Origin of the sequence: Leifsonia naganoensis (assembly GCF_013410615.1) — a bacterium.
GTDB lineage: Bacteria > Actinomycetota > Actinomycetes > Actinomycetales > Microbacteriaceae > Leifsonia > Leifsonia aquatica.
In genome coordinates, this window is the sequence record NZ_JACCHJ010000001.1 from 1151664 (window position 1) to 1175772 (window position 24109).

Consider the following 24109-nt stretch of genomic DNA (forward strand, 5'->3'; position numbering starts at 1 on the left):
GTTCAGCTGGAGCGTTCGACGATCGTGTCCGCGAAGCGGACGAGCGCCTTCTTGACGGGGCCGTCCGGCAGGGGGGCGAGCGCCTCGACGGCCTCGCGCGCCCACCGGTGGGCCTCCTCCAGGGTCTGGTGGGTGACCTCGTGCTCACGCAGCGCGGCGATCGCGGCGGTGGCCTGCGGGGTGACCGGGCCTTCGTCGGCGGTGCCGATGACATCGCGCTCGAGCCGGTCGAGCAGCTCGGCGGCGGAGGGGTCGGTCGCGGCCCGCTCGCGCAGGCGCAGCACAGGGAGGGTCGCGACACCGGCCCGCAGATCGTTGCCCGGGGTCTTGCCGGTCTCCTCGACGCCCCTGGCAGAGAGGTCGATGACGTCGTCGATGATCTGGAAGGCGACGCCGATCTTCTCGCCGAACGTCACGACCGGCTGCTCGTAGCTCTCGTCCGCTCCCGAGAAGACGACGCCCATCTGGGCGGCGACGGCGATCAGGGACCCCGTCTTGTCCTCGAGCACGGTGATGTAGTGGGCGATGGGGTCCTCGCCCTCGCGCGGACCGATCGTCTCGTGCAGCTGGCCGAGGCACAGCCGCTCGAAGGTGTCGGCCTGGAGCTGGATGGCGCGCTCGCCCAGCGCGGAGACGAGCTTGCTCGCGCGGGCGAAGAGCAGGTCGCCGGTGAGCACGGCGACGGAGTTGCCCCACACGAACTGCGCGCTGGGGACGCCGCGGCGCATCTGCGAGTCGTCCATGACGTCGTCGTGGTACAGCGACGCGAGGTGGGTGATCTCGACCGCCTGGGCGGCCTGCAGCACCTGGGGCGTGGTCCCCCGGCCGAGCTGCGCCGCGAGCAGGGTCAGCATCGGGCGCACGCGCTTGCCGCCGGCCTCGAGCAGGTACCGGGCGGTGACGTCGGCCAGCTCGTCGGCGAACTGCATCTGGGCGCGCAGACCGTCCTCGATCTGCACCAGACCCGCATCGACGGCAGCCGCGAGGGCGCGATCCTCACCGCGGGAGAAGATCCGCTCGGTCAGTCCCAGCTGGCTGGAGACCGACGCGGGGCGGCGGACTCCGGGAACACTTCGTGGCACTACTCCCCCTCGGATGGGACGGACGGTGTCGAAGATGTTCCGTCGGCTGCGGGCTTCGCCGGAGCAGGCTTCTTCGCGGCGGGCTTCTTCGCGACGGGCTTCGCCGCGGTGGCGGGCTTCGCGGTGGTCGCCGGCTTCTTGGCGGCCGGGGTCGCCGGCTTCTTCGCGGCGGCGGTCGCGGCCGGCTTCGCGGAGGTCGCGGGCTTCTTCGCGGCGGCGGTCGCCGCCGGCTTCGCGGCGGCGGGCTTCTTCGCGGCAGCGGGCTTCTCCGCGGCAGCGGGCTTCACCGCGGCAGCGGGCTTCACCGCGGCCACCGGCTCCGGTGCCGCCTGGGCGGGCGCGGCATCCACGGGCTTGCGGCCCCGATGCAGCGCCACGATGCCGGCGGTCAGGTTGCGCCAGGCGACCGACTCGTAGCCGGCCTCGCGCAGCCATCCCGCGAGCTCCGGCTGGGCCGGCCAGGCCTGGATGGAGTCCATCAGATACTCGTAGGCGGCCGGGTTGGAACTCGCGACCTTGGCGAGCAGCGGCATGCCGTACTTGAGGTAGGCGCCGTACCCGGCGCGGATGAGCCCGATGGGCGGGTGGGAGAACTCGCAGATCACGACGCGGCCGCCGGGCTTGGTCACGCGGTAGAACTCCGCGAGCGCCGCGCGCGGGTCGACGATGTTCCGGAGGCCGAACGAGATCGTGACCGCGTCGAACGAATCGTCGTCGAAGGGCAGCTTCATCGCGTCGGCCTGCACGAAAGTGACGTAGGGGTTGTCGGCCTGACGGCGGCGCCCGACCTCGATCATCCCCTCGGAGAAGTCCGCCGCGACGACGCTCGCGCCGTTGCGGGCGAGGGACGCGCTCGACGTGCCGGTCCCGGCCGCGACGTCGAGGATCCGTTCGCCGGCGCGCGGTCCGACGGCACGCGTCGTCGCCACACGCCAGAGGGATGCGTTGCCCACCGAGAGGACCGTGTTGGTCCGGTCGTAATGGGTCGACACCTCATCGAACATGGCGGCGACCTGGGCGGGCTTTTTGTCGAGGTCGGCCTTACTCACCACACCAGCTTAGGCTGCGCCGTGATCCCGTGCATTCCCGGGGCGGGATGGACGGCGCCTGCGCGGCGAATGCGCGGTCAATGCGCAGGGGGCGCGCATCGGACGCCCAGCGTGCCGGGCGTAGTCTGTAGCGGTGACAGCACCAGCGACCACGCGCCAGGCGACGGACGTGACGGCGCTCTCGGTCGAGACGACCCCCCTCGACGACGTACGCCAGCTCATCCCCTACATCGATTCACGCACCCCCCTCCTGTGGCTGCGCAAGGGCGAGGGGATCGCCGGCATCGGCGAGGCGCTCCGGCTCGAGTTCTCCGGCCCCGACCGCATCGCCGACGCCTCCGCCGCGTGGCGCGAGACGGTCGCCGCAGCGACGATCGCCGACTCCGTGCGCACCCCCGGCACCGGTCTGGTCGCGTTCGGCACGTTCGCGTTCGCGGACGAGAGCGCGGCGACGAGCACGCTGATCGTCCCCGAGATCATCCTGGGGCGCCGCGACGGTCGCAGCTGGATCACCCGCATCCGCCCGATCGACGTCAACGACGCCGCCGCAGCAGCCCCGACCTCCACCTCCTCCGCACTCCCCCCGCGCACCCCGCTGGGCGACGAGTACCGGCTCAGCCTCCTGCCCGGCACCCTCGGCAAGGACGGCTATCGCCAGGCCGTGTCCGCCGCCGTGGCGCGCATCCGCGAGCACGACCTCTCCAAGACCGTCCTGGCCCGCGACCTCACCGGGCACCTGCCGCTGGAGTCCGACCTGCGCCGCGCCCTGGTCGAACTGGCCCTGGGCTACCCGGAGTGCTGGACGTTCGCGGTCGACGGTCTCGTCGGCTCCTCGCCCGAGACCCTGGTGCGGGTGCACCACGGCACGGTCACGGCGCGCGTGCTCGCCGGCACGATCTCGCGCGGGGCGGACGCGGTCGCCGACCACGACGCCGCCGTCACCCTGGCGAGCAGCACCAAGGACCAGGAGGAGCACCGGTTCGCGGTCGCAAGCGTGCTGGAGGCCCTGCGTCCGCACAGCGCCGACCTCGACGCCAGCGACCTCCCCTTCACCCTCAAGCTCCCCAATCTCTGGCATCTGGCGACCGACGTCGCCGGCACGCTCAGCGACGGCGCGAGCTCGCTCGACCTCGCCGACGCCCTCCACCCGACGGCGGCCGTCGCCGGCACCCCGCGTCAGGACGCCCTCGCGGTCATCCGCGAGCTCGAGCCGTTCGACCGCGGGCGCTACGCCGGTCCGGTCGGCTGGGTCGGCGGCGACGGCGACGGCGAGTGGGCGATCGCCCTCCGCTGCGCCCAGGTCGATCCCGACGGCGATCTGACCGCTTACGCGGGCGCCGGCATCGTCGCCGACTCCGACCCCGAGCGCGAGCTCGCGGAGACGACGATGAAGTTCCGCCCGATCGTGGAGGCCTTCGGCTGAGACCGAGCCCGAGCCCGACCCCCAACCCCAGCCCGGCGGTCCCGCGGCACCGGCCTCAGGTCGCGGCGAGCCGGTTGCGCTGCTCCTCCACGTCGTAGGAGGGCACGGGCCACCCGAGCTCCATCCGCTCCAGCGCGTCGATCAGGAGGTGCTGCACGGCGATCCGGGCGTACCACTTGCGGTCGGCGGGCACGACGAACCAGGGCGCGACATCAGTGGAGGTGCGCTCGAACACGAGCTGGAACGCCTCCTGGTAGTCGTCCCACAGCATCCGCTCGTCGACGTCGTTGGTCGTGAACTTCCAGCGCTTGTCCTCGCGGTCGAGGCGATCCTCCAGGCGCTTCTTCTGCTCGTCCTTGCCCAGGTGCAGCATCACCTTGACGATGGTCGTCCCGGTCTCGGCGAGCTCGCGCTCGAAGTCGTTGATCGCGCGGTAGCGGCGTTCGATCTCCTCCGGCGGGGCGAGCTGCCGCACACGGCCGATCAGCACGTCCTCGTAGTGGGAGCGGTCGAAGACGCCGACCTGGCCGGCGGCGGGCGCCGCCTTCTCGATGCGCCAGAGGAAGTCGTGCGCGAGCTCCTCCGGCGTCGGCTTCTTGAAGCCGGTGTAGCGCACGCCTCCCGGGTTCATCGCCCCGACGACGTGCGAGACGATGCCGCCCTTGCCCGCGGTGTCCATCGCCTGCAGCACCAGCAGCACGCGGCGCTGGTCGCCCTGCGTGCCCGCGGCATACAGCCGCTCCTGGAGGTCGGCCAGGATGCCGGCCCCCTCGGCGAGCGCCTTCTCGCCGTCGCGCTTGTCCCCGTCGAACCCGGGCTTCGCGCCGGTGTCCCGCTCCGACAGCCGGAATCCGTCCCCGACCCGCAGCAGGTCGTCCGGGTCGGTGGTCCAGTAGCTCTCTCGTCCCATCCGCGTCCTCCTCGATCGGGGTGGGTCCATCGTAGGGAGGTCAGCGCGGGAGCGCCACGCCCACGATGGGGCCGAAGGCGTGAGGCGGGTGCGCCAGGACGATCGGCTGCGTCCCGCCCGGGAACAGCCGGGCGACCTCCGCGCGGTCGGCGCGGTCGTCGACGGTGATGTCGATCGTCTCGCGCCAGCGGCCGTCGGCCATGCGCTGCAGCGTCGCCTCCCACGTGATGCCCGGCGTCCGCTTGGCCTGCACCCGCAGGTGGACGCCGACGGAGCCCCGCCGGCCGAGCAGGGAGAGCAGGCCGCGGTAGACGGCGGCGCGACTGCGGTTCGAGAGCCAGGGGCCGAGCGCGGTCGCGAGGATGTCGGCGTTCCAGATCACCGTCGTCGCGAATCCCGAGCGCGACTGGTAGACGTCGACGGCGATGACCCCGGAGATCCGCCGCACGGTCTGCCGCAGGCTCTGCCGGGTGATCCCCTCCTCCACCGTGTTCCGCAGATAGATCGGCACGGATGCCCGCGGCGGCAGGTCCCCGGCACGCAAGGCAGCCCGGTCGTCGACGTGCTGCCCGGCGCCGAGGAAGGGGGCGAGCTCGGCGAGGAAGGCGGCGACGCGCTGATCAGGTGGCCGCGCCTCCACGATCCCCGCCGTGTCGGCGTACGCGGTCGACTGGTGGAGCGCACCGAGGCGGAACCCGACGGAGAGCGGGGGTCGCGCCTTCACCGTGAGCAGGTCGTCCGGACCGGCGTCGACGGCGTTCTCGCGTCCGTCGATGCGCGGCACGATGTCGAGGACGTGCTCGAGCGCGAGCGTTCGGACGCCGGGAGGATGCGGGAAGCGCCCGAGCGGCGACCCGGCGACCACGAGGTGGGTCACCGTGAAGCCCTCGGCGGCAGCGGCGAGCGCGATCTGCGCGGCGACCATCCCGCCGAGACTGAAGCCGGTGAGCAGCACCGGCTCTCCTCGCGCGATCCCGGCTGCGCGCATGGTCGCGATCGCCGCGCGCGTGATCGTGGCCCGCTGCTCGGCACCGATGACGAGGTCGGCGGTGAGGTCGTTCGGCGCCGCGCCCGCCCGCGGGTGCCACGACTTCGTGCTCGGGAGCTGCACGATCCAGTGGCGCAGGCCCTCCGCGTCCACGCGGTGGATCACCCGGATCACGCCGACGTCGGCGCGGTCGTCGAGGTCGGGATCGCAGAGGTCGTCGATCTCGCGCTGGCTGAGGAAGACCTCCCGCAGCGACCGCACGGCGCGGCGTCGCATCGCGCCGGCGGCGAGGCCCGGCTGACCCAGGGGGTCGACGGGAGGCCCGAGGCGCAGACCGAGCCGCGCCGCCTCCGCCGACGCGGCGTCCCCGAGCGACGCCGGCGGACGATACGGCTCGGGCGCCTCCGGCTCGGACCACCATCGGAAGAAGTCGTGCAGCAGGGGGAAGGCGGCCGCGAGGAACTCGTCGTAGCCGAGCAGCCGCGCGTCGTGCCCGTCGCGCAGGAGGCCGCGCCGCCTCCCCAGGCCGACGACCTTCCGCAGCAGATCGGGCAGCCGGAAGACGGCGACGTACGGCCGGGCGCGCCAGCGCGGGAATGCGACGCCCGCGACGCTCACGCCGAGGGCGAGCGGCGCGAGCAGCCAGCCCGCCAGTCGGGCGATCCCCCCGACCGTGCGAGGGACAAGGGAGAGATAGAGACCGCTCAGTGCGACGCGGCGAGCGCGACGGCGGACCGGCGGCGGGGAGGGGAACGGGTACGGGATGCGGCGCGAGCGCTGCACGACGAACCATACCCAGGCCGCGGCGAGGCCGATCAGGCGTACGACGAGGGCCACCACCGCCGCCACGACCGCCAGTGCGAGCAGCACGACGCCGGTCACGAGCGTGAGCGGGATGCCGACGACGAATCCCGCGATCAGCGCGATCCATCCGCCGGCCGAGCGCCCCCGCCAGAGGTGCGGTGGCGACGACGACGGCGGCATGCGGTCAGCCTAGCTCCGGCCCCGCGCCCGGCCGCGTCTAGCCACGGGCGGATCCGCCCGATACGGTGAGCGCCACGGGATGGGAGTCACGGATGAACAATTTCTGGGATGTGCTCTGGCTGATCTTCTGGTCGTTCGCCTTCGTCGCCTACCTGTTCGTGCTGTTCGGGATCCTGGCGGACCTGTTCCGCGACCAGACGCTCAACGGCTGGTGGAAGGCGCTCTGGATCATCTTCCTGGTGTTCCTGCCCTGGCTGACGGCCCTCGTCTACCTGATCGCGCGCGGTCGCGGGATGGCCGAGCGGAACGCCCAACGCCGGCAGACTGTCCCCGGGGACGACGACTACGGCCTCCACCCGGTCGCCTCCTCCAGCCCGTCGAGCGACATCGCGCAGGCGAAGGAGCTGCTCGATCGCGGCGTGATCAGCCGGAACGAGTTCGACGCGCTGAAGGCGAAGGCACTGGGCCAGCGCTTCTGAATCACGGCATTGTATCCAGGCTGAGCGGATGTAATATTCAAGTATGCCTGTACCCGTAACCGAGGCCGTCAGCCCCAGACGGCTCATCCGAGACGAAGTCTTCCTCCGTCTCCTCGACGCGATCGTCGAGGGAGACCTCACACCCGGCGGGCAGCTCTACGACGCCGAGATCGAGCGGTGGGTGGGCGTCTCCCGCACACCGGTCCGTGAGGCCCTCAACCAGCTCGCCACCATGGGCCTGGTCGAGATCATGCCGCAGAAGCGCACCCGCGTGACGCCCATCGACCCGGTCCGCCTCCGCGGCCTCATCGACACGGTCGGCACGCTGCTGCGCGGGGTCGTCCGCGACGCCACCCCCCTGCTGACGGACGCCGACAAGGAGACGCTCCGCGGCCTCCCGGAGCGTGCGGCCGACGCGCGGAAGGGGACCGCCCTGGAGCGCGACCGCGTCCTGGTCGACGGTTTCATCGACGTCTTCGTCCGCCGTCTCGACAACCGCACCATCGCTCGTCTCTTCAAGCGGCACCTGCCCGAGGTGCGCCGCGCCCTCGTCGCAGCCCCGTCCGGCGACGCGTTCGCCGCGGGCGTTCCCGCGCTGAAGTCGCTCGTGACGGCCGCCGTCGACGGCGATGCCGCCGGCGCCGCGCAGGCCGTCACCGAGTACTGGGACAACGGCATCGCGACCGTGGTCGACGAGTTCGCCGCCACCGAAGGGAAGGCCCTCTGATGCCGCTGCCCGTGAAGGACTCCGCCCCCGTCGAGCGCCAGCTGCTGCGCGACGTCGTCTACAACCGCCTCTACGACGGCATCCTCGACGGCACACTCGAGCCGGGTGAGACCCTCCTCGACGACAAGCTCACGGCGTGGCTCGGCGTCTCGCGCACCCCGATCCGGGAGGCGCTGATGAAGCTGGCCGACATCGGCCTGGTCGAGATGGCGCCCAACCGCTACACCCGGGTCGCCCCCATCGACCACCGCGCGATCGACGAGGCCATCTACACGACCGGGCTGCTGCACGAGCACGCCGTCCGCGCCGCCGTCCCCGACCTCGACAACGCGGCCGTCAGCCGCCTCGACAAGGCGCAGAAGGAGGTCAAGAAGACCGCGAAAGCCGGCGACAAGCCCGCCCTCGGCCGCGCACTCAACGACTTCCTCCTCGAATTCGGTCGCAGCGCGGACAACGCGGTGCTGCTCGGCGTGAGCGAGGGCCTCAGCCCGCAGCTGCTGCGCTACATCGCCGTCTGGCCGCAGCCGTTCGGCGTCGACGACCTCCCGGCCCGCGTCACCGCGATCTTCGAGGCCGCCAAGGCGCGCGACGGGCAGAAGGCCGGCGACCTCATCGCCGAGCTCTACGCGCCGACGCTCACGCAGTTCCTCGCCGAGTACCGGCGCAGCGACCGCGACATCGACGACACCCCCGGCTACTGACGGCTCACGTCACCCGGAACAACGCGAAGCGCCCGGTCCCCTGCGGGGCCGGGCGCTTCGTCGTGCAGAGGGGCGGGAACCGTGGCTCAGACCTCGAAGTCGACCGCGCTGCGACCGTCGACGACGGAGCGGATGTACGCCGCGACCTCCTCGTGCGCGGGGTGCACCTGGTAGCGCGCCACGGCATCGAGGTCGGCGAAGTCGCCGATCAGCACCAGGTCGAAGTTGCCGGGAAGCACGTTGACACCCACCTCGAGACGCTCGATCTCGGGCACCACGCCCACGAGCGACTCCAGCTTCGCCTTGACGGCGGCGGCGTGCTCGGCCCGCTCGGACTCGTCGGTCGAAGCGAGCTTCCACGTGACGACGTGGCGAATGGTCATCGGTCCTCCAGGATCGCGGTGCGCAGCCGGGCCGGATCGACCCGCCAGTAGGTGTGCATCCGCCCGCCGACCAGCACGACCGGGATCTCCTCCACGTACTTCTCGTGCAGAGCCGGGTCGTCCAGGATGCTGAGCTCCTGCACCTCGACGGAGGGAGAGCCGTCCGGGAGGCCGTCGACCACCGTGCGGATCACCTCGCGGGCGTCGTCGCACAGGTGGCAGCCCGGCTTGCCGATGAGGGTCAGGGAGACGGCGGACACGGCGTCCAGCCTAGCTCTCCCGAGCACAGCACTGTGCTCCCGAGCACAGCAAAAAGCGCCGGGCCGTGACGGACCGACGCTTGAGCCGCAGACTCTGAGGTCTACTTCTTGTTGCGACGCTGGTGGCGCGTCTTGCGGAGAAGCTTGCGGTGCTTCTTCTTCGCCATACGCTTGCGACGCTTCTTGATAACGGAACCCACGTAGACCTCACAAAGTTAGGGGGGTTTGCCGCGGGGTGCGCGGCGACACAAGCAACCAGTTTACCCGACGTCACGCCGTATCGGCGACGCCGCCCTTCTCGGAGGTCACAAGAGCCTCCAGAGCCTGGTCGACGGCCGACTCCGGAACACGGAATGAGCGCCCGAAACGGATCGCGGGAAGCTCACCCGAATGCACCATCCGGTACACGGTCATCCGGGAGACGCGCATCATGTCGGCCACCTCGGCGACCGTCAGGAAGCGCACGTCGCGCAGATCGTGTGCCATCGTCGTACCTTTCCGCCCGCCATGGTACTCGGCTCCACCGGCGGGTGACAGGAACTCTATGCGCCCGCGGGATCCCGCGGCAAGCACCGGGAGGTCAGTCGCGACGCCACTTGGTGACGCGCTCGGTCGCGCTCGACACCGCGTGGCGGGTGTCGGCGAGCACCTTGCCGACGGTGCTGGCGAACTCCCGGGTCTCCTCGGCGAGCTGCGCCGAGAGCGCGGCGGCGTCGACGTCGGCCGTCGTGAACGGGATGATCCAGTCCTCCACCAGCTCGAGCGGGGTCGCGTCGAGCCGGTAGTAGCGGTGCTGACCCTCCTCGCGCACCGAGACGAGGCCGGCCTCCCGCAGCACCTTGAGGTGCTTCGAGACGGTCGGCTGGCTGAGCTCGAGCGTCGAGACGATCTCCGAGACCGAGATCTCGCCGACACCGTCCCCCGACTCCGAGTGTCGGTCGAGCAGCACGCGGAGGATGTCGCGCCGCGTGGGGTCGGCGATCACGTCGAAGATGTCGGCCATCCCCCCAGGCTAGTCACTCCACTCCCGGAGTACCATGTCCGAAGCTTCGGTGGGAGGGAACGGACCATGGCTACGACCCCGGCGGCCCGGCGCGGGACCGCGGTTCCCCTGAACCGGGTGCGCGGCGCGATCAACGGATTCGCCTCCCGCAGCCCGTCGCGTTTCGCGATCCTGGTGTTCACCCTCCTCATCCTGATCTTCACGCTGCTGTTCTCCCTGCCGATCGCCTCGGTGAAGCAGACGGTCACCCCGCTGGCGGACGCGCTGTTCACCGCCGTCTCCGTCATCTGCGTCACCGGCCTGTCCACCGTCGACATGGCCACGCACTGGTCGGTCTTCGGTCACCTGCTCGTCTACCTGGGCGTGCAGATCGGCGCGGTCGGCGTGCTCACGATGGCGAGCATCCTGGGCCTGGTCATCTCCCGCCGCCTCGGGCTGCGCGCCAAGCTCATGGCCGCCAGCGACAGCAACCCGCTGCGCATCCACGCCGGTCCCGTCGCCGAGGGCCAGGCCGTGCGCCTCGGCGAGGTGGGCAAGCTGCTCACGACCGTCGCCCTCAGCATGGTCGTCATCGAGGGGCTCGTCGCCCTGCTGCTCCTGCCCCGGATGCTGATCGCCGGGATGTCGTTCGGCTCGGCGCTCTGGGAGAGCCTCTACTACTCGGCCATGGCGTTCACCAACACCGGATTCGCGCCGAACGCGGAGGGGCTGACGCCGTTCCAGGAGGACTTCTGGTTCCTCGGCGCCCTCATGATCGGCGTGTTCCTCGGGGCGATCGGGTTCCCGGTCATCCTCGCCATCGCCTCCAACCTGCGCAAGAAGCGGCGGCGCTGGTCCATCCACGTCAAGCTGACGCTGCTGACGTCGGTCATCCTCCTCGTCGCCGGCGCGGTCATGTACATCGTGCTCGAGTTCGACAACCCGAAGACCTTCGGGAACCTCGACGCCGGGCACACGGTCTTCCAATCGTTCTTCCTGTCGACCATGGCGAGATCGGGCGGATTCTCGACGATCGACATCAGCGACCTCCACGGGTCGAGCCTGCTCGTCACCGACATGCTGATGTTCATCGGCGGCGGGTCGGCCTCCACCGCCGGCGGCATCAAGGTCACCACGCTCGCGGTGCTGTTCCTGGCGGCGTTCGCGGAGGCCCGCGGAGTGGAGACGATGGACGCGTTCCGCCGCCGCATCCCGATCGACGTGCTGCGGCTGTCCGTCGCGGTCGCCCTGTGGGGCGCGACCATCGTCGCCGTGTCGACCATCACCCTCACCCAGATGACCAAGGCGCCGCTCGACCACGTGCTCTTCGACGTGATCTCCGCGTTCGCGACGTGCGGGCTGTCCACCGGGCTGACGGCCTCCCTCCCGGACCCCGGGGTGTACGTGATGGCGGCCACCATGTTCTGCGGCCGCGTTGGTACAGTGACACTCGCCGCGGCGCTGGCGCAGAGCCAGCGCAAGCAGCTGTACCAGAACCCCGAGGAGAGGCCGCTCGTTGGTTGACCGGATCAAGCACAACGCCCCCGTCCTGGTGATCGGCCTCGGCCGGTTCGGAGCCGCGACGGCCGGTCAGCTCGACCGCCTCGGCCGCGAGGTGCTCGCCATCGACACCGACGGCGGACTCGTGCAGAAGTGGGCGGACCGCGTCACGCACACCGTGCAGGCGGATGCGCGCTCCATCGAGACGCTGCGCCAGATCGGCGCGGAGGACTTCTCCATCGGCGTCGTCGCCGTCGGCTCCTCCATCGAGGCCAGCGTGCTCATCACCGCCAACCTCGTCGACCTCAAGGTGCCCCAGATCTGGGCGAAGGCGATCTCGCAGTCGCACGGCAAGATCCTGGAGCGCATCGGCGCCAACCACGTCATCTACCCGGAGGCGGAGGCCGGCGAGCGCGTCGCCCACCTCGTCTCGGGACGGATGCTCGACTTCATCGAGTTCGACGACGACTTCGCGCTCGTGAAGATGTACCCGCCGAAGCCCATCCGCGGCCTCAACCTCACCGAGTCCGGCGTGCGCAGCAAGTACAACATCACCGTCGTCGGCGTGAAGAGCCCCGGCAAGCCGTTCACCTACGCCACGGCCGAGACCGTCGTCTCGAACCACGACCTCATCATCATCTCGGGCACCTCCGCCGACATCGAGCGCTTCGCCGCCCTCGACTCCTGACCCGCGCCGCCGCCCGTCCGCCGAGTACGCAGAATCTCCGCGTACTCGACGTCTAAGCCCCCACTTTCTGCGTACTCGCGGGATGGGCTGTGGATAAGTTCTGCGGTGACGGCGCGGGTCCGGTTGGGTGGGCGGATGGATGCGATCAAGACCAGCGACGCCCTCGCCGTCGGATTCCCTCGCGCGAGCTTGTACGGCACCCGCTACCACCGACCATTCCACGGTGTCCGTACCGACCGGATCCCGTCGTCGCACGTCGACCTCTGCCGCGCGGCCGTGCTCGCGCTCCCGCATGCGGCCGCGTTCTCACATCGTTCGGCGGCCATCCTCCATGGGATACCGCTCCCGCTCGGCGACCTCCCCGACGACGTGGAGGTCAGCGTCCTCGAGCCGTCCCGCTCACCACGACGAGCCGGCATCCGGGCCCACCAACTCACGCCGAACGGTCAACGGATCGTCCACGTCGACGGAATGCGGATGTTCGCGCCGGAGGACACCTGGATCCAGTTGGGCGCCCTCCTCTCCATCGAGGACCTCGTCGTCGCCGGAGACTTCCTCATCACGGGCGACGAGCCCTTCACCGGGGCCCGACCGCCCACGACACGAAGCGATCTGGAGAACGCGTTACGTCGATTCGGCCGCCACCGCGGTGTCCGATCTCTGCGGCTCGCGTTGGATCGTGTCCGCTACGGCTCCCTGTCTCCACAAGAAACCCGGCTTCGCCTCGCACTCGTCACCGCGGGCTTGCCGGAGCCGGACCTGAACTTCCGCGTCGTGGACGGCCGTGGGCGCATCGGAGCGATGGTCGACCTCGCCTATCCCGCGAGCAACGTCGCCATCGAGTACTTGGGCGATCATCATCGAGCGACACCTGCCGCATATCGGAAGGACATCGAACGTCGCGAGTGGCTCGCTGATCGTGGCTGGAACGTCGTGTTCGTGACCTGAGGAGACGACTTCACCGAGGTCGCCCGCCGTGTGCGCACAGCCCTGCGGCGCGCGTGACCGTCGAGTACGAAGATTTTCTGCGTACTCGACGGTTTCGGCCCGAGTTTTTGCGTACTCAGCGCCTCGCGGGCGGGCGGCGCGGCGTCAGCCGGCGGCGAGTTCGCGGGCGCGGGCGAGGGCGGCGTCGGTGGCGCGCGCGAAGAGCGCGGGGAGGTCGGCCTCGGCCAGGACTGCGATGGCGCGCTCGGTGGTGCCCTTGGGGCTGGTGACGCGGCGGCGCAGCTCGGCCGGGTCGTCGTCCGACGCGGCGAGCATGGTCGACGCGCCGAGGAACGTGCCGTTCACGAGGATGGCCGCCTGCTCCGGCGTGAAGCCCTTGGCCACGGCCGCGTCGGTGAGCGCCTCGATGAGGAGGAACACGTACGCGGGACCGGAGCCGGAGATCGTGCTGAGCGCATCCAGCTGCGACTCGGGCACCTCCACGACCTGGCCGACGGTCTCGAAGAGGGAGCGCACGAGGGCGAGGTCCTCCGGCTCGGTGCGGGTGCCGGCGCTGATGCCGGTGACGGCCTTGCCGACGACGGCGGGGGTGTTCGGCATGGAGCGGACGACGGAGACCGAGTCGGGCAGGAGCGACTCGAACGTCGCGACGGTGACGCCCGCGGCGACGCTGACCACGACGGCGCCGGGGGCGAGGGAGTCCGCGATCTCGCGCAGGAGGTCGGGCACCATCGCGGGCTTGACCGCCACGATGACGATCTCGGCGCCTTCGACGGCCCGCCGGTTCGCCGCGGGGTCGTCGTCGGTCGCGAACGCGGTGACGCCGGGGGTGTCGGCGAGCTCGGCGGCGCGGGCGGCGGAGCGGTTGGTCACGCGCACCCCGCCGGCGACGGAGACACCGGGGGCGAGCAGGCCCGAGAGGATCGCACGGCCCATGGAGCCGGCTCCGAGCATCGCGATGGTGGGCAGCGTCACGTTCTGCGTGTCGGTCATGCGGCCATCCTAGGATGAGTCCATGAGCGCATCAGGAGGCACCAGGGCGATCGTCGCGGCGTTCTCCGCGAACCTCGGCATCGCATTGACGAAGTTCATCGCCTGGTTCTTCTCCGGCTCCTCCTCGATGCTCGCCGAGGGCGTCCACTCGCTCGCCGACTCCGGCAACCAGCTGCTCCTGCTGCTCGGCGGCCGCAAGGCGAAGCGCCAGGCCGACAAGGAGCACCCGTTCGGCTACGGCCGCGAGCGCTACGTCTACGCGTTCGTCGTGTCGATCATCCTGTTCTCCGTCGGCGGCGTGTTCTCGCTCTACGAAGGCTTCGAGAAGCTGGCCCACCCGCACCCCCTCGACAACTGGTGGCTCCCCGTCCTGGTGCTGCTGATCGCGATCGGCCTGGAGTCGTTCTCGCTGCGCACCGCGGTCCACGAGTCGCGCCCGCACAAGAAGGGCATGTCGTGGCCGCAGTTCGTGCGCCGCGCGAAGGCTCCCGAGCTGCCGGTCGTGCTGCTGGAGGATGTGGCCGCCCTCACGGGTCTGGTGTTCGCCTTCATCGGCGTCGGCCTGACGGTCCTCACCGGCAACGGGATCTGGGATGCCGTCGGCACTCTGCTGATCGGCGCGCTGCTGATCGTGGTCGCGATCATCCTCGGCATCGAGACGAAGAGCCTCCTCGTCGGCGAGGGCGCGACCGACGCCGACGTCGAGGCGATCGAGCGCGCGGTGCTGGCGGGCGACGAGGTCGAGCGCATCATCCACATGAAGACGCTGTACCTCGGCCCGGAGGAGCTGATGGTCGCCGCCAAGCTGGCGCTCCCGGGCGAGCAGCGCCTGGCCGACGTCGCCGCGGCGATCAACCTCGTGGAGCGGCGCATCCGCGACGCCGTCCCGGCCGCGCGCGTCATCTACATCGAGCCCGACGTGTGGATCGACCCGAACGAGAAGCACCCGGCGACCGACACCATCATCCTGAAGGGCCTGGATTGACCAGCAACGCCGCCAGCACGGGCACCCGCACGGCACTCGTCCTGCAGCACGACCCGACCATCCACCTCGGCAACATCGGCCCGACGCTCGAAGAGCACGGGTACGAGCTGCGCGTGGTCGAGGTGCGCACGCCGGAGGATGTGGCAGCGGTCGATCCGACCGATGCCGACCTCGTGGTGGTGCTCGGCGGCGAGATGGGCGCCTACCAGACCGACGAGTTCCCGTTCCTGGAGGCAGAGAAGCAGCTGCTGCGCGAGCGGCTCGACGCAGAGCGGCCGACGCTCGGCGTGTGCCTCGGCGCGCAGCTGATGGCCGGCGCGCTGGGCGAGCGCGTCTACAAGGGCGACACCACCCAGATCGGTTACCGCCGGGTCGAGACGACGGAGGCGGGCGCGAGCTCCCCCATCCGCCACTTCGAGGGCGTGCCCGTCGTGGAGTGGCACGGCGACACGTTCGAACTGCCCGAACGGGCGACCCGGCTGGCGTCGTCGAGCGACTACTCGAACGAGGCGTTCGCGATCGGCGGCTTCGCGCTGGCGGTGCAGTTCCATCCCGAGGTCACGGACGAGATGCACGAGTCGTGGGTGTCGGACGGGTACAACGAGCTCGACGAGCAGGCGATCGACCCCGACGCCCTGCGCCGCGACCGCGAGCTGTACTCGGCCCGGATGCAGGAGGCGTCCCGCGCGGCGTTCTCGGAGTGGCTGGAGTCGCTGCCCCGCTGAGCGCTCGCCGCTCGCCGCTCGGCCGCCGCTCGCCGCTCAGCGCTTGGCGCGGAAGAAGTCGAGCAGCAGTTCGGCGCACTCCTCGGCCAGGACGCCCGCGAACACCTCGACCCGGTGGTTGAGCCGCCGGTCGCGCAGCACGTCGTAGACCGATCCGGCCGCCCCGGCCTTCTCGTCCCAGGCGCCGAACACGACCGTGGGGACGCGCGCGGCGAGCACGGCGCCCGCGCACATGACGCACGGCTCCAGCGTCACGACCAGAGTGCAGCCCTCGAGGTGCCAGTCGTCGCGCGCCGCGGCCGCCTGCCGCAGGGCGAGCACCTCCGCGTGCGCGGTCGGGTCGTGGTGCAGCTCGCGCTCGTTGCGCCCCGTGCCGATGACCTCGCCATGCTCGTCGAGCACGAGCGCCGCGACCGGGACGTCGCCCGTGTCGAACGCGAGGCGCGCGTCGGCGACGGCGCGCCGCATCCACTGCTCGTAGTCGGCGGGGACGGACAGGGACACGGGCTCCTCCAAGCGGGATGTCGGCTAGCCTTGAGCCTATGCGAGTGCACGTAGCGGACCACCCCCTCATCACCCACAAGCTGACCGTGCTCCGCGACAAGACCACGCCGTCGCCGGTGTTCCGCGCGCTCACCGAGGAACTCGTGACGCTGCTGGCCTACGAGGCCACCCGCGCGGTGCGGGTCGAGCCGATCGAGATCGAGACCCCCGTGACAACCACCACCGGCGTCGCGATCAGCAAGCCGCGCCCGCTCGTCGTCCCCATCCTGCGCGCCGGGCTCGGGATGCTCGAGGGCATGGTGCGCCTGATGCCGACGGCCGAGGTCGGATTCCTCGGCATGGCCCGCAACGAGGAGACCCTCGAGCCGACCACCTACGCCGAGCGCCTGCCGGAGGACCTCTCCGACCGCCAGTGCTTCGTGCTGGACCCGATGCTGGCGACGGGAGGCTCGCTCGGCGCGGCCATCGACTTCCTGTTCGCGCGCAACGCGGTCGACGTCACCGCGATCTGCATCCTCGCCGCCCCGGAGGGCCTGGAGGCGCTCGAGAAGGCCACCGAGGGCCGTAACGTGACGATCGTCCTGGGCGCGCTCGACGAGCGCCTCAACGAGAACGGCTACATCGTCCCCGGCCTCGGCGACGCCGGGGACCGCCTCTACGGCACTGTGTGAACGCCTGCAATATTCCGTAATGATTTGACACCGCGAGTCATCGTTCGCTTTACTGACTCCATGACTGACAACTCGCGTACCCTGACCTCCTTCGAGGCCCCTGGGGATGCCGGCATGATGATGGCCGGCCGCGACTCCGTCATGTGTTGCCGAATGTGTCGCTGATCTGACGACCCTTCGCCGAGCCGAACGCCCTCCGACCACCACCTCGTGATCGGGCGAGAGCTCCCCGGGAACGCCACACGCACGTTCCCGCGCATCAGCCGTCTCTGATACGGCCAACACGAAAATTCTGCGAATCCCCGCACCATCTGGCGCATCTCACTCCTCGGGACGACCGTCCCACGGCGTCGGAGGACCATCGGGCTCGCGACATCATCTAAGGACTTCCTCCCATGTCTCTCGCCACCATCGACACCTTCGCCCCCACCGCCCTCCGCCCCGCTGCCGAGGCCGCCCCCGCCGCTCCGAAGATCCGCGCCGTCCCGACCGGCACGGAGGCTCGCGGCTTCGTCCTCTACGTCGGCATCGACGAGGCCAAGGCGGCGGCCGCCGGAACCGATCTCGGCCGCATCGTGGAGGCGCTCAAGGCGCTCACCGCGGAGCTCGCCCCGGCGTCGGAGACCTACGCCGCCGTCGCGATCGCCCCGGCCGGCGCCGGCGGCCGCGACGTGGATGTCGTCCGCCTCGCCCTGCAGGACCCGTCCGCGATCGCCAAGCACCGTCACACGGCCGCGATCGACGAGGACGAGGACCGTGCCGCGTCCGGCGTGGTCGTGGACATCTCCCGCAAGCGCCTCATCCTGGACAACCAGACGGTCGCGCTGACCTACAAGGAGTTCGAGCTGCTGCAGTACCTGGTGCTGCGCGAGGGCCGCACGATCGAGCGCGCCGAGCTGATCTCGTCGCTGTGGAACGGTGCGGACGAGGAGGACGTGCCGAACGAGCGCACGATCGACGTCCACGTGCGCCGCCTGCGCGCCAAGCTGGCCCGCTACGAGGACATCGTGCGCACGGTCCGCGGTGTCGGCTACCGGTTCGACCGTCACGCGGACGTCTCGATCCGCCACGCGAGCGCCCCCTCCCCCGACCTGTTCTGAGCGCCCGCCCGCGTCCGTAGCTCGCGAGTACGCAGAAAGTCGCCCGGAAACCGCCGAGTACGCAGAGAGTTCGCGTACTCGACGGCTTGCGAGGCGACGGGGCTGTGCGGCTGCAGTCAGGCGCTGCGCTGGTAGACGCGGAACGCGCTGGTCGCGAGGGCGGCCATGACGACCGCGAGGGCGGCGAGCAGGCCGACGTGCCCCCAGAGGGCGGCGGTGTCGGGATGCGCGCTGAGCGCCTCCCGGCCGACGATCACCGCCCACTCGAACGGGTTGTAGGCCGCGACGTTCCGCACCCACTCCGGCGACAGCTTCGTGTTCATGATCGCCGAGCTGAGGAACATCAGCGGCAGGGTGATCAGCTGGGAGATGCCGATGAGGGCGGTCTGGTCGCGGGCCAGCAGCGCCACGGCGTTCGACAGCGAGCAGAACACCGCGGTGAGCAGCACCACCCCGACGAGGAGCAGCAGGATGCCGCCGACGCCTCCGTCGAATCGGGCGCCCGCCCAGAACGCGATCCCGACCACGATCAGCGACTGGAACACCGCGAGGATCGACTGGTAGACGAGCGTGGCGACGATCATCGCGCCCCGGTTCGCCGGTGACGTGAGCAGCCGATCCATCACCCCGCGCTCCATGTCCTGGATGTAGACCGTCCCCGACCACGCGCTGCCGAACAGCGCGAGCATCATGACGACGCCCGGGGTCAGGTACTCCAGATAGCTCTGCCCGACCCCGAAACCGGGGATCTCGACGACGGATTTGAACAGCTGCCCGAAGAGCAGCAGCCAGATCACGGGCTGCACCAGGTTCATCACGAGGAACGCCGGCATCCGGACGGCCCAGCGCAGCTGCCGCCCGGTGAGGAGGAGCGTGTGCGTGAGGAAGGTCGGTCCGCCTCCCCTGCGGGCGCTGCGGGCGGGCGACGGTGCGGGCGCGGTGACGGCGGTCATGATGCGTTCTCCAGGGCGTGCTCGGCGGACGCCTGCGCCCGCGTGAAGGTGCGGCCGGTGTGCCGCAGGTAGACGTCGTCGAGGCTGGGCCGGGCGACGGTGGCGGACGCGACCGCGATGGCCGCGGCCTCGAGGGCGCCGAGGGCGAGCGGCAGCGTCGCGGCGCCGTCATCGGCGCGGGCGCGGAGGGTCCGGCCGTCGCCGCCGATGTCGCGCAGCGCCTCCACCCGCTCCAGGGCGGCGAGGGCGGCGAGCGGGTCGCCGTCGGGCGCGACCTCGACGATCACGGTGTCCCCGCGGAGGCCGTTCTTGAGTTCCTCCGGGGTTCCGCCCGCGACGACGCGACCGTGGTCGACGATCGCGAGCCGCCCCGCCAGCCGGTCGGCCTCATCGAGGTAGTGCGTCGTCAGGAGCACGGTGATGTGCTCGGCCGCGGTGAGCCGCTCGATCTCGAGCCAGAGCTCGGTGCGCGCCTCCGGGTCGAGCCCGGTGGTGGGCTCGTCGAGGAAGAGCACCTCGGGACGGTGCATCAGACCCAGCGCGACGTCGAGCTTGCGCGCCATGCCGCCCGAGTACGTCTTGACCTGGCGGCCGGCGTGCTCGGCGAGGCCGAAGCGGTCGAGGAGGTCGCGGGCGCGTGCCCGCGCATCCCGCCCGCTCATGCCCTGCAGCCGGCCGGCGAGCACGAGGTTCTCCGCCCCGGTGTCCATCGGGTCGGAGACGGGCTTCTGGGCGACGAACCCGATGGCGCGCCGCACCCGCCCCGGATGCCGGAAGACGTCGATCCCGGCGACGAACGCGCGGCCGGAGTCGGCGCGGGCGAGGGTCGACAGGACCTTCATGGTGGTGGACTTGCCGGCGCCGTTCGGGCCGAGCAGCCCGAAGACGGTGCCCGCCTCGACGTCGAAGTCGAGGCCGTCGAGGGCGCGGACGGGCGGCGCGCCCCTCCCGCCGGGATAGGACTTGACGAGCTGATCGGCGACGAGCGCCGGACCGGTGGATGATGCCACGATGGTTCCTCTCTGAGAGGTCACCGAAGGGGGCATATCATCGGATACGACCCTCGGTGACTGTTGACGCAGGTTCCGTAAGGAACGACTGAAGGTTTCCGATGGCCGGGGAGTTGCCGCTCTCCGGCCATCGTCTTGTGTGCGGCGGGATGCCGCGTGGATCAGTTGCCCAGCAGTTCGGCCACCTCCTCGCCGAAGTCGCCGGCCGCGACCCGATGCTGGATCTCGGCCATGCTCAGGCCGTTGGCGAGCAGCACGTGCAGCTGCTCCCACCACTCGTAGCCGCCGACCGTCCCGGCGCGCAGCCGTGCGAGCAGGTCGGCGACGAAGGCGCGCTCGGCGTCGAGCACGGCCTGCCGGTAGCGGAATTCGATCATGAAGAGCTCGGGCAACGCCGGCCCGGTCGCCTCACCGAGCGCACGTCGCTCGGCGATGTCGGCGTCGATCCGTTCGAGGCGGCGCTCCAGGAGGTCGGCAGCCGTCGCCGGCGGCAGCATCGGGAGCAGCGACAGCCCGGTCTCGATCGCGGGGTACTCCTTCACCGGCGTCTCGATGAGGTCGCTGAGCCACTCGGTGGCCTCGCGTCGGCCGCTCTCGGTGATCTGGTAGACCACGCGCTCCGGCCGGTTGCCCTCGCGCTCGGTCTGCGCGACCTCGATGTAGCCGTGCTTCTCGAGGGACTTGATGACGGAGTACAGGGAGCCGAAGTTGAGCCGGATGCTGTCTTCCTTGCCGCGCTCCCGCATGGTCGTCGTCATCTCATACGGGTACATCGGCTTCTCCCACAGGCAGGCCAGGACGGCCAGGGCCAGCGGGTTCGCGATCGCGCGCTTCGACATTGCTCACCTCCGAATACTTTGCTCAGAGTATTCGATCGCGAGCATTGTGTCCAGACCGCCTCATCCGGCCACTGAAAATCCCGTCAGGCACCCATAGACAACTCGCAGCAAAAATAACGACTTGATAACTAGATCCCGTTACCTCTTCGTTATATAGTTCAAGAGCAATGGTTGTTTGCTGTGGCAGCCATCGCGGAATGTGATTGCAGGACACTCTTGGTGCAAGGGAGAGGGCCGGCCGCTAGCCTCTGCGGCCGGCCCTCAATCCGTCCCGGCACCCTCCGCCCTCCCGTGCTGGCACGGATGGCCCTGTCGGCGGATGATGAGAAGATGCGAATGCATTGAGACGCGTTTTCGAACAAGGAGGCAGGCGTCATGAGCAGCAGCGCCACCGAGACGGCTCCGGCCCGACACCGCATCAACGCCGTCTCGGCCTGGGAATCGCTGTTCCGTGCGCAGGTCGCCGTGATGCGCTCGCTCGCCGCCGAGTTCCCGACGAAGGACATCTCCTTCAACGAGTACGACGTGCTCTTCAACCTCTCCCGCCAGCCGGACCGCCGGCTGCGCCTGCGCGAGCTCAACAAGCACGTCCTCCTCACGCAGCCCAGCGTCAGCCGGCTCGTCGACCGTCTGGTCGCACGGGGGCTCGTCGCGAAGTGCCCCGACCCCGCCGACGCGCGCGGCACCCTCATCATGCTGACCGACACGGGTTTCGAGATGTTCCGCAGCGTCGCCGTCGAGCACATGAAGACGATCACCAGCCGGGTGGGCGAGCGCCTCGACCCGGACGAGCTGGAGACCCTCGCGGCACTGTGCGACAAGCTGCGCGGCGCAGCATGACGTCATCCACAGCCCCCGCTCGGCGCCGACTCTCCCCAAACTGAGCGTCGCCCCGGGGAAGGCCCTGGATCCTCCGCGTATCATGACGCCCATGGCCTCGACGACACGCAGAAGATGGAAGTGGGCGCCTGCGCTCGTCGGATTCGTCGCGCTGAGCGGCATCGCGGGGATCCTCGCCGCGGCCGCCGTGACACCCGCCGTCGCCCTCACCGGATCGGCCGCCGACTCCACCATCGACGTCTTCGACGGCCTCCCGGAGTACATCAAAGTGGAGCCCCTCGCGCAGGCCTCCACCATGTACGCCACCTCGAACGGCCAGCAGGTGCCGATCGCGACCTTCTACTCCCAGAACCGCGTGGAGGTCGGCTGGGACGCGATCTCGCAGAACCTCAAAGACGCCGCGATCGCCACCGAAGACCCGCGCTTCTACGAGCACGGGGGCATCGACGTGACGGGCACCCTGCGCGGCGCGGTGCTGACAGCGCTGCACAAGTCGGTCCAGGGCGGATCGTCGATCACGCAGCAGTACGTGAAGAACATCCTCGTGCAGCGCTGCGAGAACAAGCAGCCCGACCTGACGGCCACGGCCGAGGTGCAGAAGAAGCAGCTCGCCGCCTACAAGGCCTGCTACAACGACGCCACCGAGGTCGACCCGGTGCGCAAGCTCAAGGAGATGCGTTACTCCATCGGCCTCGAGAAGGAGTACTCGAAGAACGACATCCTCCAGAGCTATCTGAACATCGCACTCTTCGGCGGCCGCGTCTACGGCGTGCAGTCGGCGGCCTCCTACTACTTCGGCGTCTCCGCCAAAGACGTCAACCTGCAGCAGGCGGCGACGCTCATCGCCATCCTGAACAACCCCGACAACCTGCGCATCGATCAGCCGGACAGCACGGAGAACGGCGCGGCCAACGGCTACAAGGAGACCCTCGACCGCCGCAACTACGTGCTCGACCGGATGCTCGTCAACGGCAAGATCACGAAGGAGGAGCACGACGCCGCCCGTGCCACTCCCGTCGAGCCGAAGATCACCCCCGTGCAGAACGGCTGCATGACGGCGCAGCAGTACAACGCGGCGTTCTTCTGCGACTACGTGGAGCGGACCATCGAGCAGAACGCGACCTTCGGCAAGACCGACGACGAACGCTCCAGCTTCCTCACCCGCGGCGGCCTCAAGATCTACACGACCCTCAACCTCGACCTGCAGAACCAGGCGCAGTCGGCGCTCAGCGCGTACATCCCGCCGACCAGCCCCCGGCTCGACCTCGGCGCCTCGAACGTGGCGGTGGAGGTCGGCACCGGCCGGGTGATCACGATGGTGCAGAACAGACCGTACGACAACACGGCGCAACCGGCGCCCGGCACGACGGCGGTCAACTACAACACCGACAGCGACATGGGAGGCTCGCAGGGCTTCCAGACCGGATCGTCGTACAAGGCGTTCGACCTGCTCGAGTGGTTGCAGGAGGGGCATTCGCTGTACCAGACGGTCAGCGGGACCCAGCACAGCTTCCCCCAGAGCTCGTTCCATGCCAGCGATCCGTGCAACGACATCGGCGGAGCGCCCTGGAACGTCTCGAACGACGAGGGCGAGACGGTCGGCAGCACCACGGTGATGAACGCCACCGCCCAGTCGATCAACACGATCTTCGCCAAGATGGCCACCCAGCTCGACCTCTGCGGCATCAAGCAACGCGCACAGGACCTGCTCGTCCACGGCGCGGACGAATCGATCAACCCGTTCATGTCGAATCCCTCGGCCGTGCTGGGCACCAACTACATCGCGCCGCTGACGATGGCCACGGCCTACGCGGGCATCGCCAACAACGGCGTCGCCTGCAGCCCGGTCGCCATCGACAAGATCGTCGATGCCGACGGCAGCGAGCACGCTGTGCCCAAGACCCAGTGCTCGACCACCCCGATCGACCCGGGAGTGGCCGCGGCCGCCATCTACGCCCTCCAGGGTGTGCTGCGCGGCGGCGGGACGGCCTCCTCGGCCAACCCCGGTGACGGCGTGCCGATCTTCGGCAAGACCGGCACGACCGACAACTCGCTCGAGAACTGGCTCGTGACCTCCACCACCAAGACGGCGCAGGCGACCTGGGTCGGCAACGTGTCGGGCGACGTCGCCCTCCGCAGCCAGAACTTCAACGGCGTCGGCGGCGGCAACGTGAAGTTCTCGATCGTGAAGCCGATCGTGGCAGCGCTCAACGCGGCGTACGGCGGCAGCGCCTTCCCGACTCCCCCGTCGAAGTACGTGGCGTCGGCTCCCGCCCCCAAGCCGTCCACCCCGGCACAGCCGGGCACGGGCACGGGCACGGGACCGGGGACCGGAGGACAGGGCGCGAACCCGCCGGGTCGAGGCTGACTCCGCCCGAAATCGAC

General features: G+C 70.2%; 27 protein-coding genes. 13 read left to right on the forward strand and 14 right to left on the reverse strand.

Features of this window, described 5'->3' with window-relative positions; all coding sequences use genetic code 11:
• Window positions 1-2: 2 nt before the first annotated feature.
• Complete coding sequence (locus HNR14_RS05495) at window positions 3-1082, reverse strand: polyprenyl synthetase family protein (RefSeq protein ID WP_179700228.1); 1080 nt, start codon at window positions 1080-1082, stop codon at window positions 3-5.
• Window positions 1082-2131, reverse strand: a complete 1050-nt coding sequence (locus tag HNR14_RS05500) for a demethylmenaquinone methyltransferase (RefSeq protein ID WP_179700229.1) — start codon at window positions 2129-2131, stop codon at window positions 1082-1084. Before HNR14_RS05500 ends, HNR14_RS05495 begins: the two co-directional genes overlap by 1 nt.
• Before the next feature lie 133 nt (window positions 2132-2264).
• Here HNR14_RS05500 and HNR14_RS05505 point away from each other — a divergent pair, with 133 nt between their 5' ends.
• Window positions 2265-3554 (forward strand): isochorismate synthase, encoded by a 1290-nt coding sequence (locus HNR14_RS05505; protein WP_343064421.1) that lies wholly within the window; start codon window positions 2265-2267, stop codon window positions 3552-3554.
• Window positions 3555-3609: 55 nt separating this feature from the next.
• Here the strand turns inward: HNR14_RS05505 and HNR14_RS05510 are convergent, their stop codons facing one another.
• On the reverse strand, window positions 3610-4464 hold the full coding sequence (locus tag HNR14_RS05510; RefSeq protein ID WP_179700230.1) for a polyphosphate kinase 2 family protein: 855 nt from the start codon (window positions 4462-4464) through the stop codon (window positions 3610-3612).
• A 40-nt stretch (window positions 4465-4504) separates the two neighbouring features.
• A complete protein-coding gene (locus HNR14_RS05515) occupies window positions 4505-6436 on the reverse strand; it encodes a hypothetical protein (protein ID WP_179700231.1) in 1932 nt (643 codons plus the stop codon).
• 92 nt (window positions 6437-6528) lie between these two features.
• Between HNR14_RS05515 and HNR14_RS05520 the strand changes: the two genes are divergently transcribed.
• The 3 genes from HNR14_RS05520 to HNR14_RS05530 are packed head-to-tail and all read left to right on the forward strand — an operon-like array spanning window position 6529 to window position 8343.
• A complete protein-coding gene (locus HNR14_RS05520; RefSeq protein ID WP_179700232.1) occupies window positions 6529-6915 on the forward strand; it encodes an SHOCT domain-containing protein in 387 nt (128 codons plus the stop codon).
• Between the two features lie 43 nt (window positions 6916-6958).
• Entirely contained in the window at window positions 6959-7642 is a 684-nt protein-coding gene (locus HNR14_RS05525; RefSeq protein ID WP_179700233.1) for a GntR family transcriptional regulator, read from the forward strand.
• Window positions 7642-8343 carry a GntR family transcriptional regulator gene (locus HNR14_RS05530; protein ID WP_179700234.1) on the forward strand — a complete coding sequence of 234 codons (702 nt, stop codon included), beginning with the start codon at window positions 7642-7644 and terminating at the stop codon, window positions 8341-8343. Before HNR14_RS05525 ends, HNR14_RS05530 begins: the two co-directional genes overlap by 1 nt.
• An 86-nt stretch (window positions 8344-8429) precedes the next feature.
• Here the strand turns inward: HNR14_RS05530 and HNR14_RS05535 are convergent, their stop codons facing one another.
• The 5 genes from HNR14_RS05535 to HNR14_RS05555 form a co-directional block, all read right to left on the reverse strand.
• Window positions 8430-8726 (reverse strand): Dabb family protein, encoded by a 297-nt coding sequence (locus HNR14_RS05535; protein ID WP_179700235.1) that lies wholly within the window; start codon window positions 8724-8726, stop codon window positions 8430-8432.
• Entirely contained in the window at window positions 8723-8986 is a 264-nt protein-coding gene (locus HNR14_RS05540; protein ID WP_179700236.1) for a glutaredoxin family protein, read from the reverse strand. Before HNR14_RS05540 ends, HNR14_RS05535 begins: the two co-directional genes overlap by 4 nt.
• A gap of 101 nt (window positions 8987-9087) precedes the next feature.
• Window positions 9088-9186, reverse strand: coding sequence for a 30S ribosomal protein bS22 (locus HNR14_RS05545; RefSeq protein WP_003792170.1), 99 nt, complete (start codon window positions 9184-9186; stop codon window positions 9088-9090).
• A 70-nt stretch (window positions 9187-9256) separates the two neighbouring features.
• Window positions 9257-9472, reverse strand: a complete 216-nt coding sequence (locus HNR14_RS05550) for a helix-turn-helix domain-containing protein (protein ID WP_021758519.1) — start codon at window positions 9470-9472, stop codon at window positions 9257-9259.
• Between the two features lie 94 nt (window positions 9473-9566).
• Entirely contained in the window at window positions 9567-9989 is a 423-nt protein-coding gene (locus tag HNR14_RS05555; RefSeq protein WP_021758521.1) for an ArsR/SmtB family transcription factor, read from the reverse strand.
• A gap of 66 nt (window positions 9990-10055) precedes the next feature.
• On the opposite strand from HNR14_RS05555, the gene HNR14_RS05560 reads away from it, so the two are divergent.
• The 3 genes from HNR14_RS05560 to HNR14_RS20795 all read left to right on the forward strand — a co-directional run bounded on the left by HNR14_RS05560 (window position 10056) and on the right by HNR14_RS20795 (window position 13104).
• Window positions 10056-11492, forward strand: a complete 1437-nt coding sequence (locus HNR14_RS05560) for a TrkH family potassium uptake protein (RefSeq protein WP_179700237.1) — start codon at window positions 10056-10058, stop codon at window positions 11490-11492.
• Window positions 11485-12156 (forward strand): potassium channel family protein, encoded by a 672-nt coding sequence (locus HNR14_RS05565; protein WP_179700238.1) that lies wholly within the window; start codon window positions 11485-11487, stop codon window positions 12154-12156. Before HNR14_RS05560 ends, HNR14_RS05565 begins: the two co-directional genes overlap by 8 nt.
• Before the next feature lie 477 nt (window positions 12157-12633).
• Window positions 12634-13104, forward strand: a complete 471-nt coding sequence (locus tag HNR14_RS20795) for a hypothetical protein (RefSeq protein WP_246311522.1) — start codon at window positions 12634-12636, stop codon at window positions 13102-13104.
• Between the two features lie 144 nt (window positions 13105-13248).
• On the opposite strand, the gene proC is transcribed toward HNR14_RS20795, so the two are convergent.
• Window positions 13249-14097, reverse strand: coding sequence for a pyrroline-5-carboxylate reductase (gene proC / locus HNR14_RS05575; RefSeq protein ID WP_179700239.1), 849 nt, complete (start codon window positions 14095-14097; stop codon window positions 13249-13251).
• Between the two features lie 22 nt (window positions 14098-14119).
• On the opposite strand from proC, the gene HNR14_RS05580 reads away from it, so the two are divergent.
• Together HNR14_RS05580 and HNR14_RS05585 are read left to right on the forward strand one after the other, a co-directional pair.
• Window positions 14120-15082: a cation diffusion facilitator family transporter gene (locus HNR14_RS05580; protein WP_021763880.1), complete on the forward strand. Its 963-nt coding sequence runs from the start codon at window positions 14120-14122 to the stop codon at window positions 15080-15082.
• Entirely contained in the window at window positions 15079-15807 is a 729-nt protein-coding gene (locus tag HNR14_RS05585; RefSeq protein ID WP_179700240.1) for a glutamine amidotransferase-related protein, read from the forward strand. The genes HNR14_RS05580 and HNR14_RS05585 overlap by 4 nt, the downstream gene beginning before the upstream one ends.
• 36 nt (window positions 15808-15843) lie before the next feature.
• On the opposite strand, the gene tadA is transcribed toward HNR14_RS05585, so the two are convergent.
• The gene (tadA, locus tag HNR14_RS05590) at window positions 15844-16311 is read right to left on the reverse strand and encodes a tRNA adenosine(34) deaminase TadA (protein ID WP_179700241.1); all 468 of its coding nucleotides are present in this window, start codon (window positions 16309-16311) and stop codon (window positions 15844-15846) included.
• A gap of 38 nt (window positions 16312-16349) precedes the next feature.
• Here tadA and upp point away from each other — a divergent pair, with 38 nt between their 5' ends.
• Window positions 16350-16982, forward strand: a complete 633-nt coding sequence (gene upp / locus HNR14_RS05595; protein ID WP_179700242.1) for a uracil phosphoribosyltransferase — start codon at window positions 16350-16352, stop codon at window positions 16980-16982.
• 395 nt (window positions 16983-17377) lie between these two features.
• A complete protein-coding gene (locus HNR14_RS05600) occupies window positions 17378-18082 on the forward strand; it encodes a winged helix-turn-helix domain-containing protein (RefSeq protein WP_179700243.1) in 705 nt (234 codons plus the stop codon).
• A gap of 116 nt (window positions 18083-18198) precedes the next feature.
• Here the strand turns inward: HNR14_RS05600 and HNR14_RS05605 are convergent, their stop codons facing one another.
• The 3 genes from HNR14_RS05605 to HNR14_RS05615 all read right to left on the reverse strand — a co-directional run bounded on the left by HNR14_RS05605 (window position 18199) and on the right by HNR14_RS05615 (window position 20884).
• Window positions 18199-19035 (reverse strand): ABC transporter permease, encoded by an 837-nt coding sequence (locus tag HNR14_RS05605; protein WP_179700244.1) that lies wholly within the window; start codon window positions 19033-19035, stop codon window positions 18199-18201.
• Window positions 19032-20045, reverse strand: coding sequence for an ABC transporter ATP-binding protein (locus HNR14_RS05610; RefSeq protein ID WP_338092034.1), 1014 nt, complete (start codon window positions 20043-20045; stop codon window positions 19032-19034). The genes HNR14_RS05605 and HNR14_RS05610 overlap by 4 nt, the downstream gene beginning before the upstream one ends.
• Window positions 20046-20206: 161 nt before the next feature.
• Complete coding sequence (locus HNR14_RS05615) at window positions 20207-20884, reverse strand: PadR family transcriptional regulator (RefSeq protein WP_179700246.1); 678 nt, start codon at window positions 20882-20884, stop codon at window positions 20207-20209.
• Window positions 20885-21259: 375 nt separating this feature from the next.
• Between HNR14_RS05615 and HNR14_RS05620 the strand changes: the two genes are divergently transcribed.
• Window positions 21260-21724, forward strand: coding sequence for a MarR family winged helix-turn-helix transcriptional regulator (locus HNR14_RS05620; protein WP_179700247.1), 465 nt, complete (start codon window positions 21260-21262; stop codon window positions 21722-21724).
• 91 nt (window positions 21725-21815) lie between these two features.
• Entirely contained in the window at window positions 21816-24092 is a 2277-nt protein-coding gene (locus HNR14_RS05625) for a transglycosylase domain-containing protein (RefSeq protein WP_179700248.1), read from the forward strand.
• Window positions 24093-24109: the final 17 nt, after the last annotated feature.

Bases quoted from the DNA above. Each gene is read 5' to 3' on its own strand.
- HNR14_RS05580 (WP_021763880.1), top strand. From the start codon at position 14,120: ATGAGCGCATCAGGAGGCACCAGGGCGATCGTCGCGGCGTTCTCCGCG.
- HNR14_RS05525 (WP_179700233.1), top strand. From the start codon at position 6,959: ATGCCTGTACCCGTAACCGAGGCCGTCAGCCCCAGACGGCTCATCCGA.
- HNR14_RS05555 (WP_021758521.1), bottom strand. From the start codon at position 9,989: ATGGCCGACATCTTCGACGTGATCGCCGACCCCACGCGGCGCGACATC.
- HNR14_RS05535 (WP_179700235.1), bottom strand. From the start codon at position 8,726: ATGACCATTCGCCACGTCGTCACGTGGAAGCTCGCTTCGACCGACGAG.
- HNR14_RS20795 (WP_246311522.1), top strand. From the start codon at position 12,634: ATGTTCGCGCCGGAGGACACCTGGATCCAGTTGGGCGCCCTCCTCTCC.
- HNR14_RS05560 (WP_179700237.1), top strand. From the start codon at position 10,056: ATGGCTACGACCCCGGCGGCCCGGCGCGGGACCGCGGTTCCCCTGAAC.
- HNR14_RS05550 (WP_021758519.1), bottom strand. From the start codon at position 9,472: ATGGCACACGATCTGCGCGACGTGCGCTTCCTGACGGTCGCCGAGGTG.
- HNR14_RS05605 (WP_179700244.1), bottom strand. From the start codon at position 19,035: ATGACCGCCGTCACCGCGCCCGCACCGTCGCCCGCCCGCAGCGCCCGC.
- HNR14_RS05510 (WP_179700230.1), bottom strand. From the start codon at position 4,464: ATGGGACGAGAGAGCTACTGGACCACCGACCCGGACGACCTGCTGCGG.
- HNR14_RS05625 (WP_179700248.1), top strand. From the start codon at position 21,816: ATGGCCTCGACGACACGCAGAAGATGGAAGTGGGCGCCTGCGCTCGTC.
- HNR14_RS05620 (WP_179700247.1), top strand. From the start codon at position 21,260: ATGAGCAGCAGCGCCACCGAGACGGCTCCGGCCCGACACCGCATCAAC.
- upp (WP_179700242.1), top strand. From the start codon at position 16,350: ATGCGAGTGCACGTAGCGGACCACCCCCTCATCACCCACAAGCTGACC.
- HNR14_RS05530 (WP_179700234.1), top strand. From the start codon at position 7,642: ATGCCGCTGCCCGTGAAGGACTCCGCCCCCGTCGAGCGCCAGCTGCTG.
- proC (WP_179700239.1), bottom strand. From the start codon at position 14,097: ATGACCGACACGCAGAACGTGACGCTGCCCACCATCGCGATGCTCGGA.
- HNR14_RS05515 (WP_179700231.1), bottom strand. From the start codon at position 6,436: ATGCCGCCGTCGTCGTCGCCACCGCACCTCTGGCGGGGGCGCTCGGCC.
- HNR14_RS05520 (WP_179700232.1), top strand. From the start codon at position 6,529: ATGAACAATTTCTGGGATGTGCTCTGGCTGATCTTCTGGTCGTTCGCC.
- HNR14_RS05615 (WP_179700246.1), bottom strand. From the start codon at position 20,884: ATGTCGAAGCGCGCGATCGCGAACCCGCTGGCCCTGGCCGTCCTGGCC.
- HNR14_RS05600 (WP_179700243.1), top strand. From the start codon at position 17,378: ATGTCTCTCGCCACCATCGACACCTTCGCCCCCACCGCCCTCCGCCCC.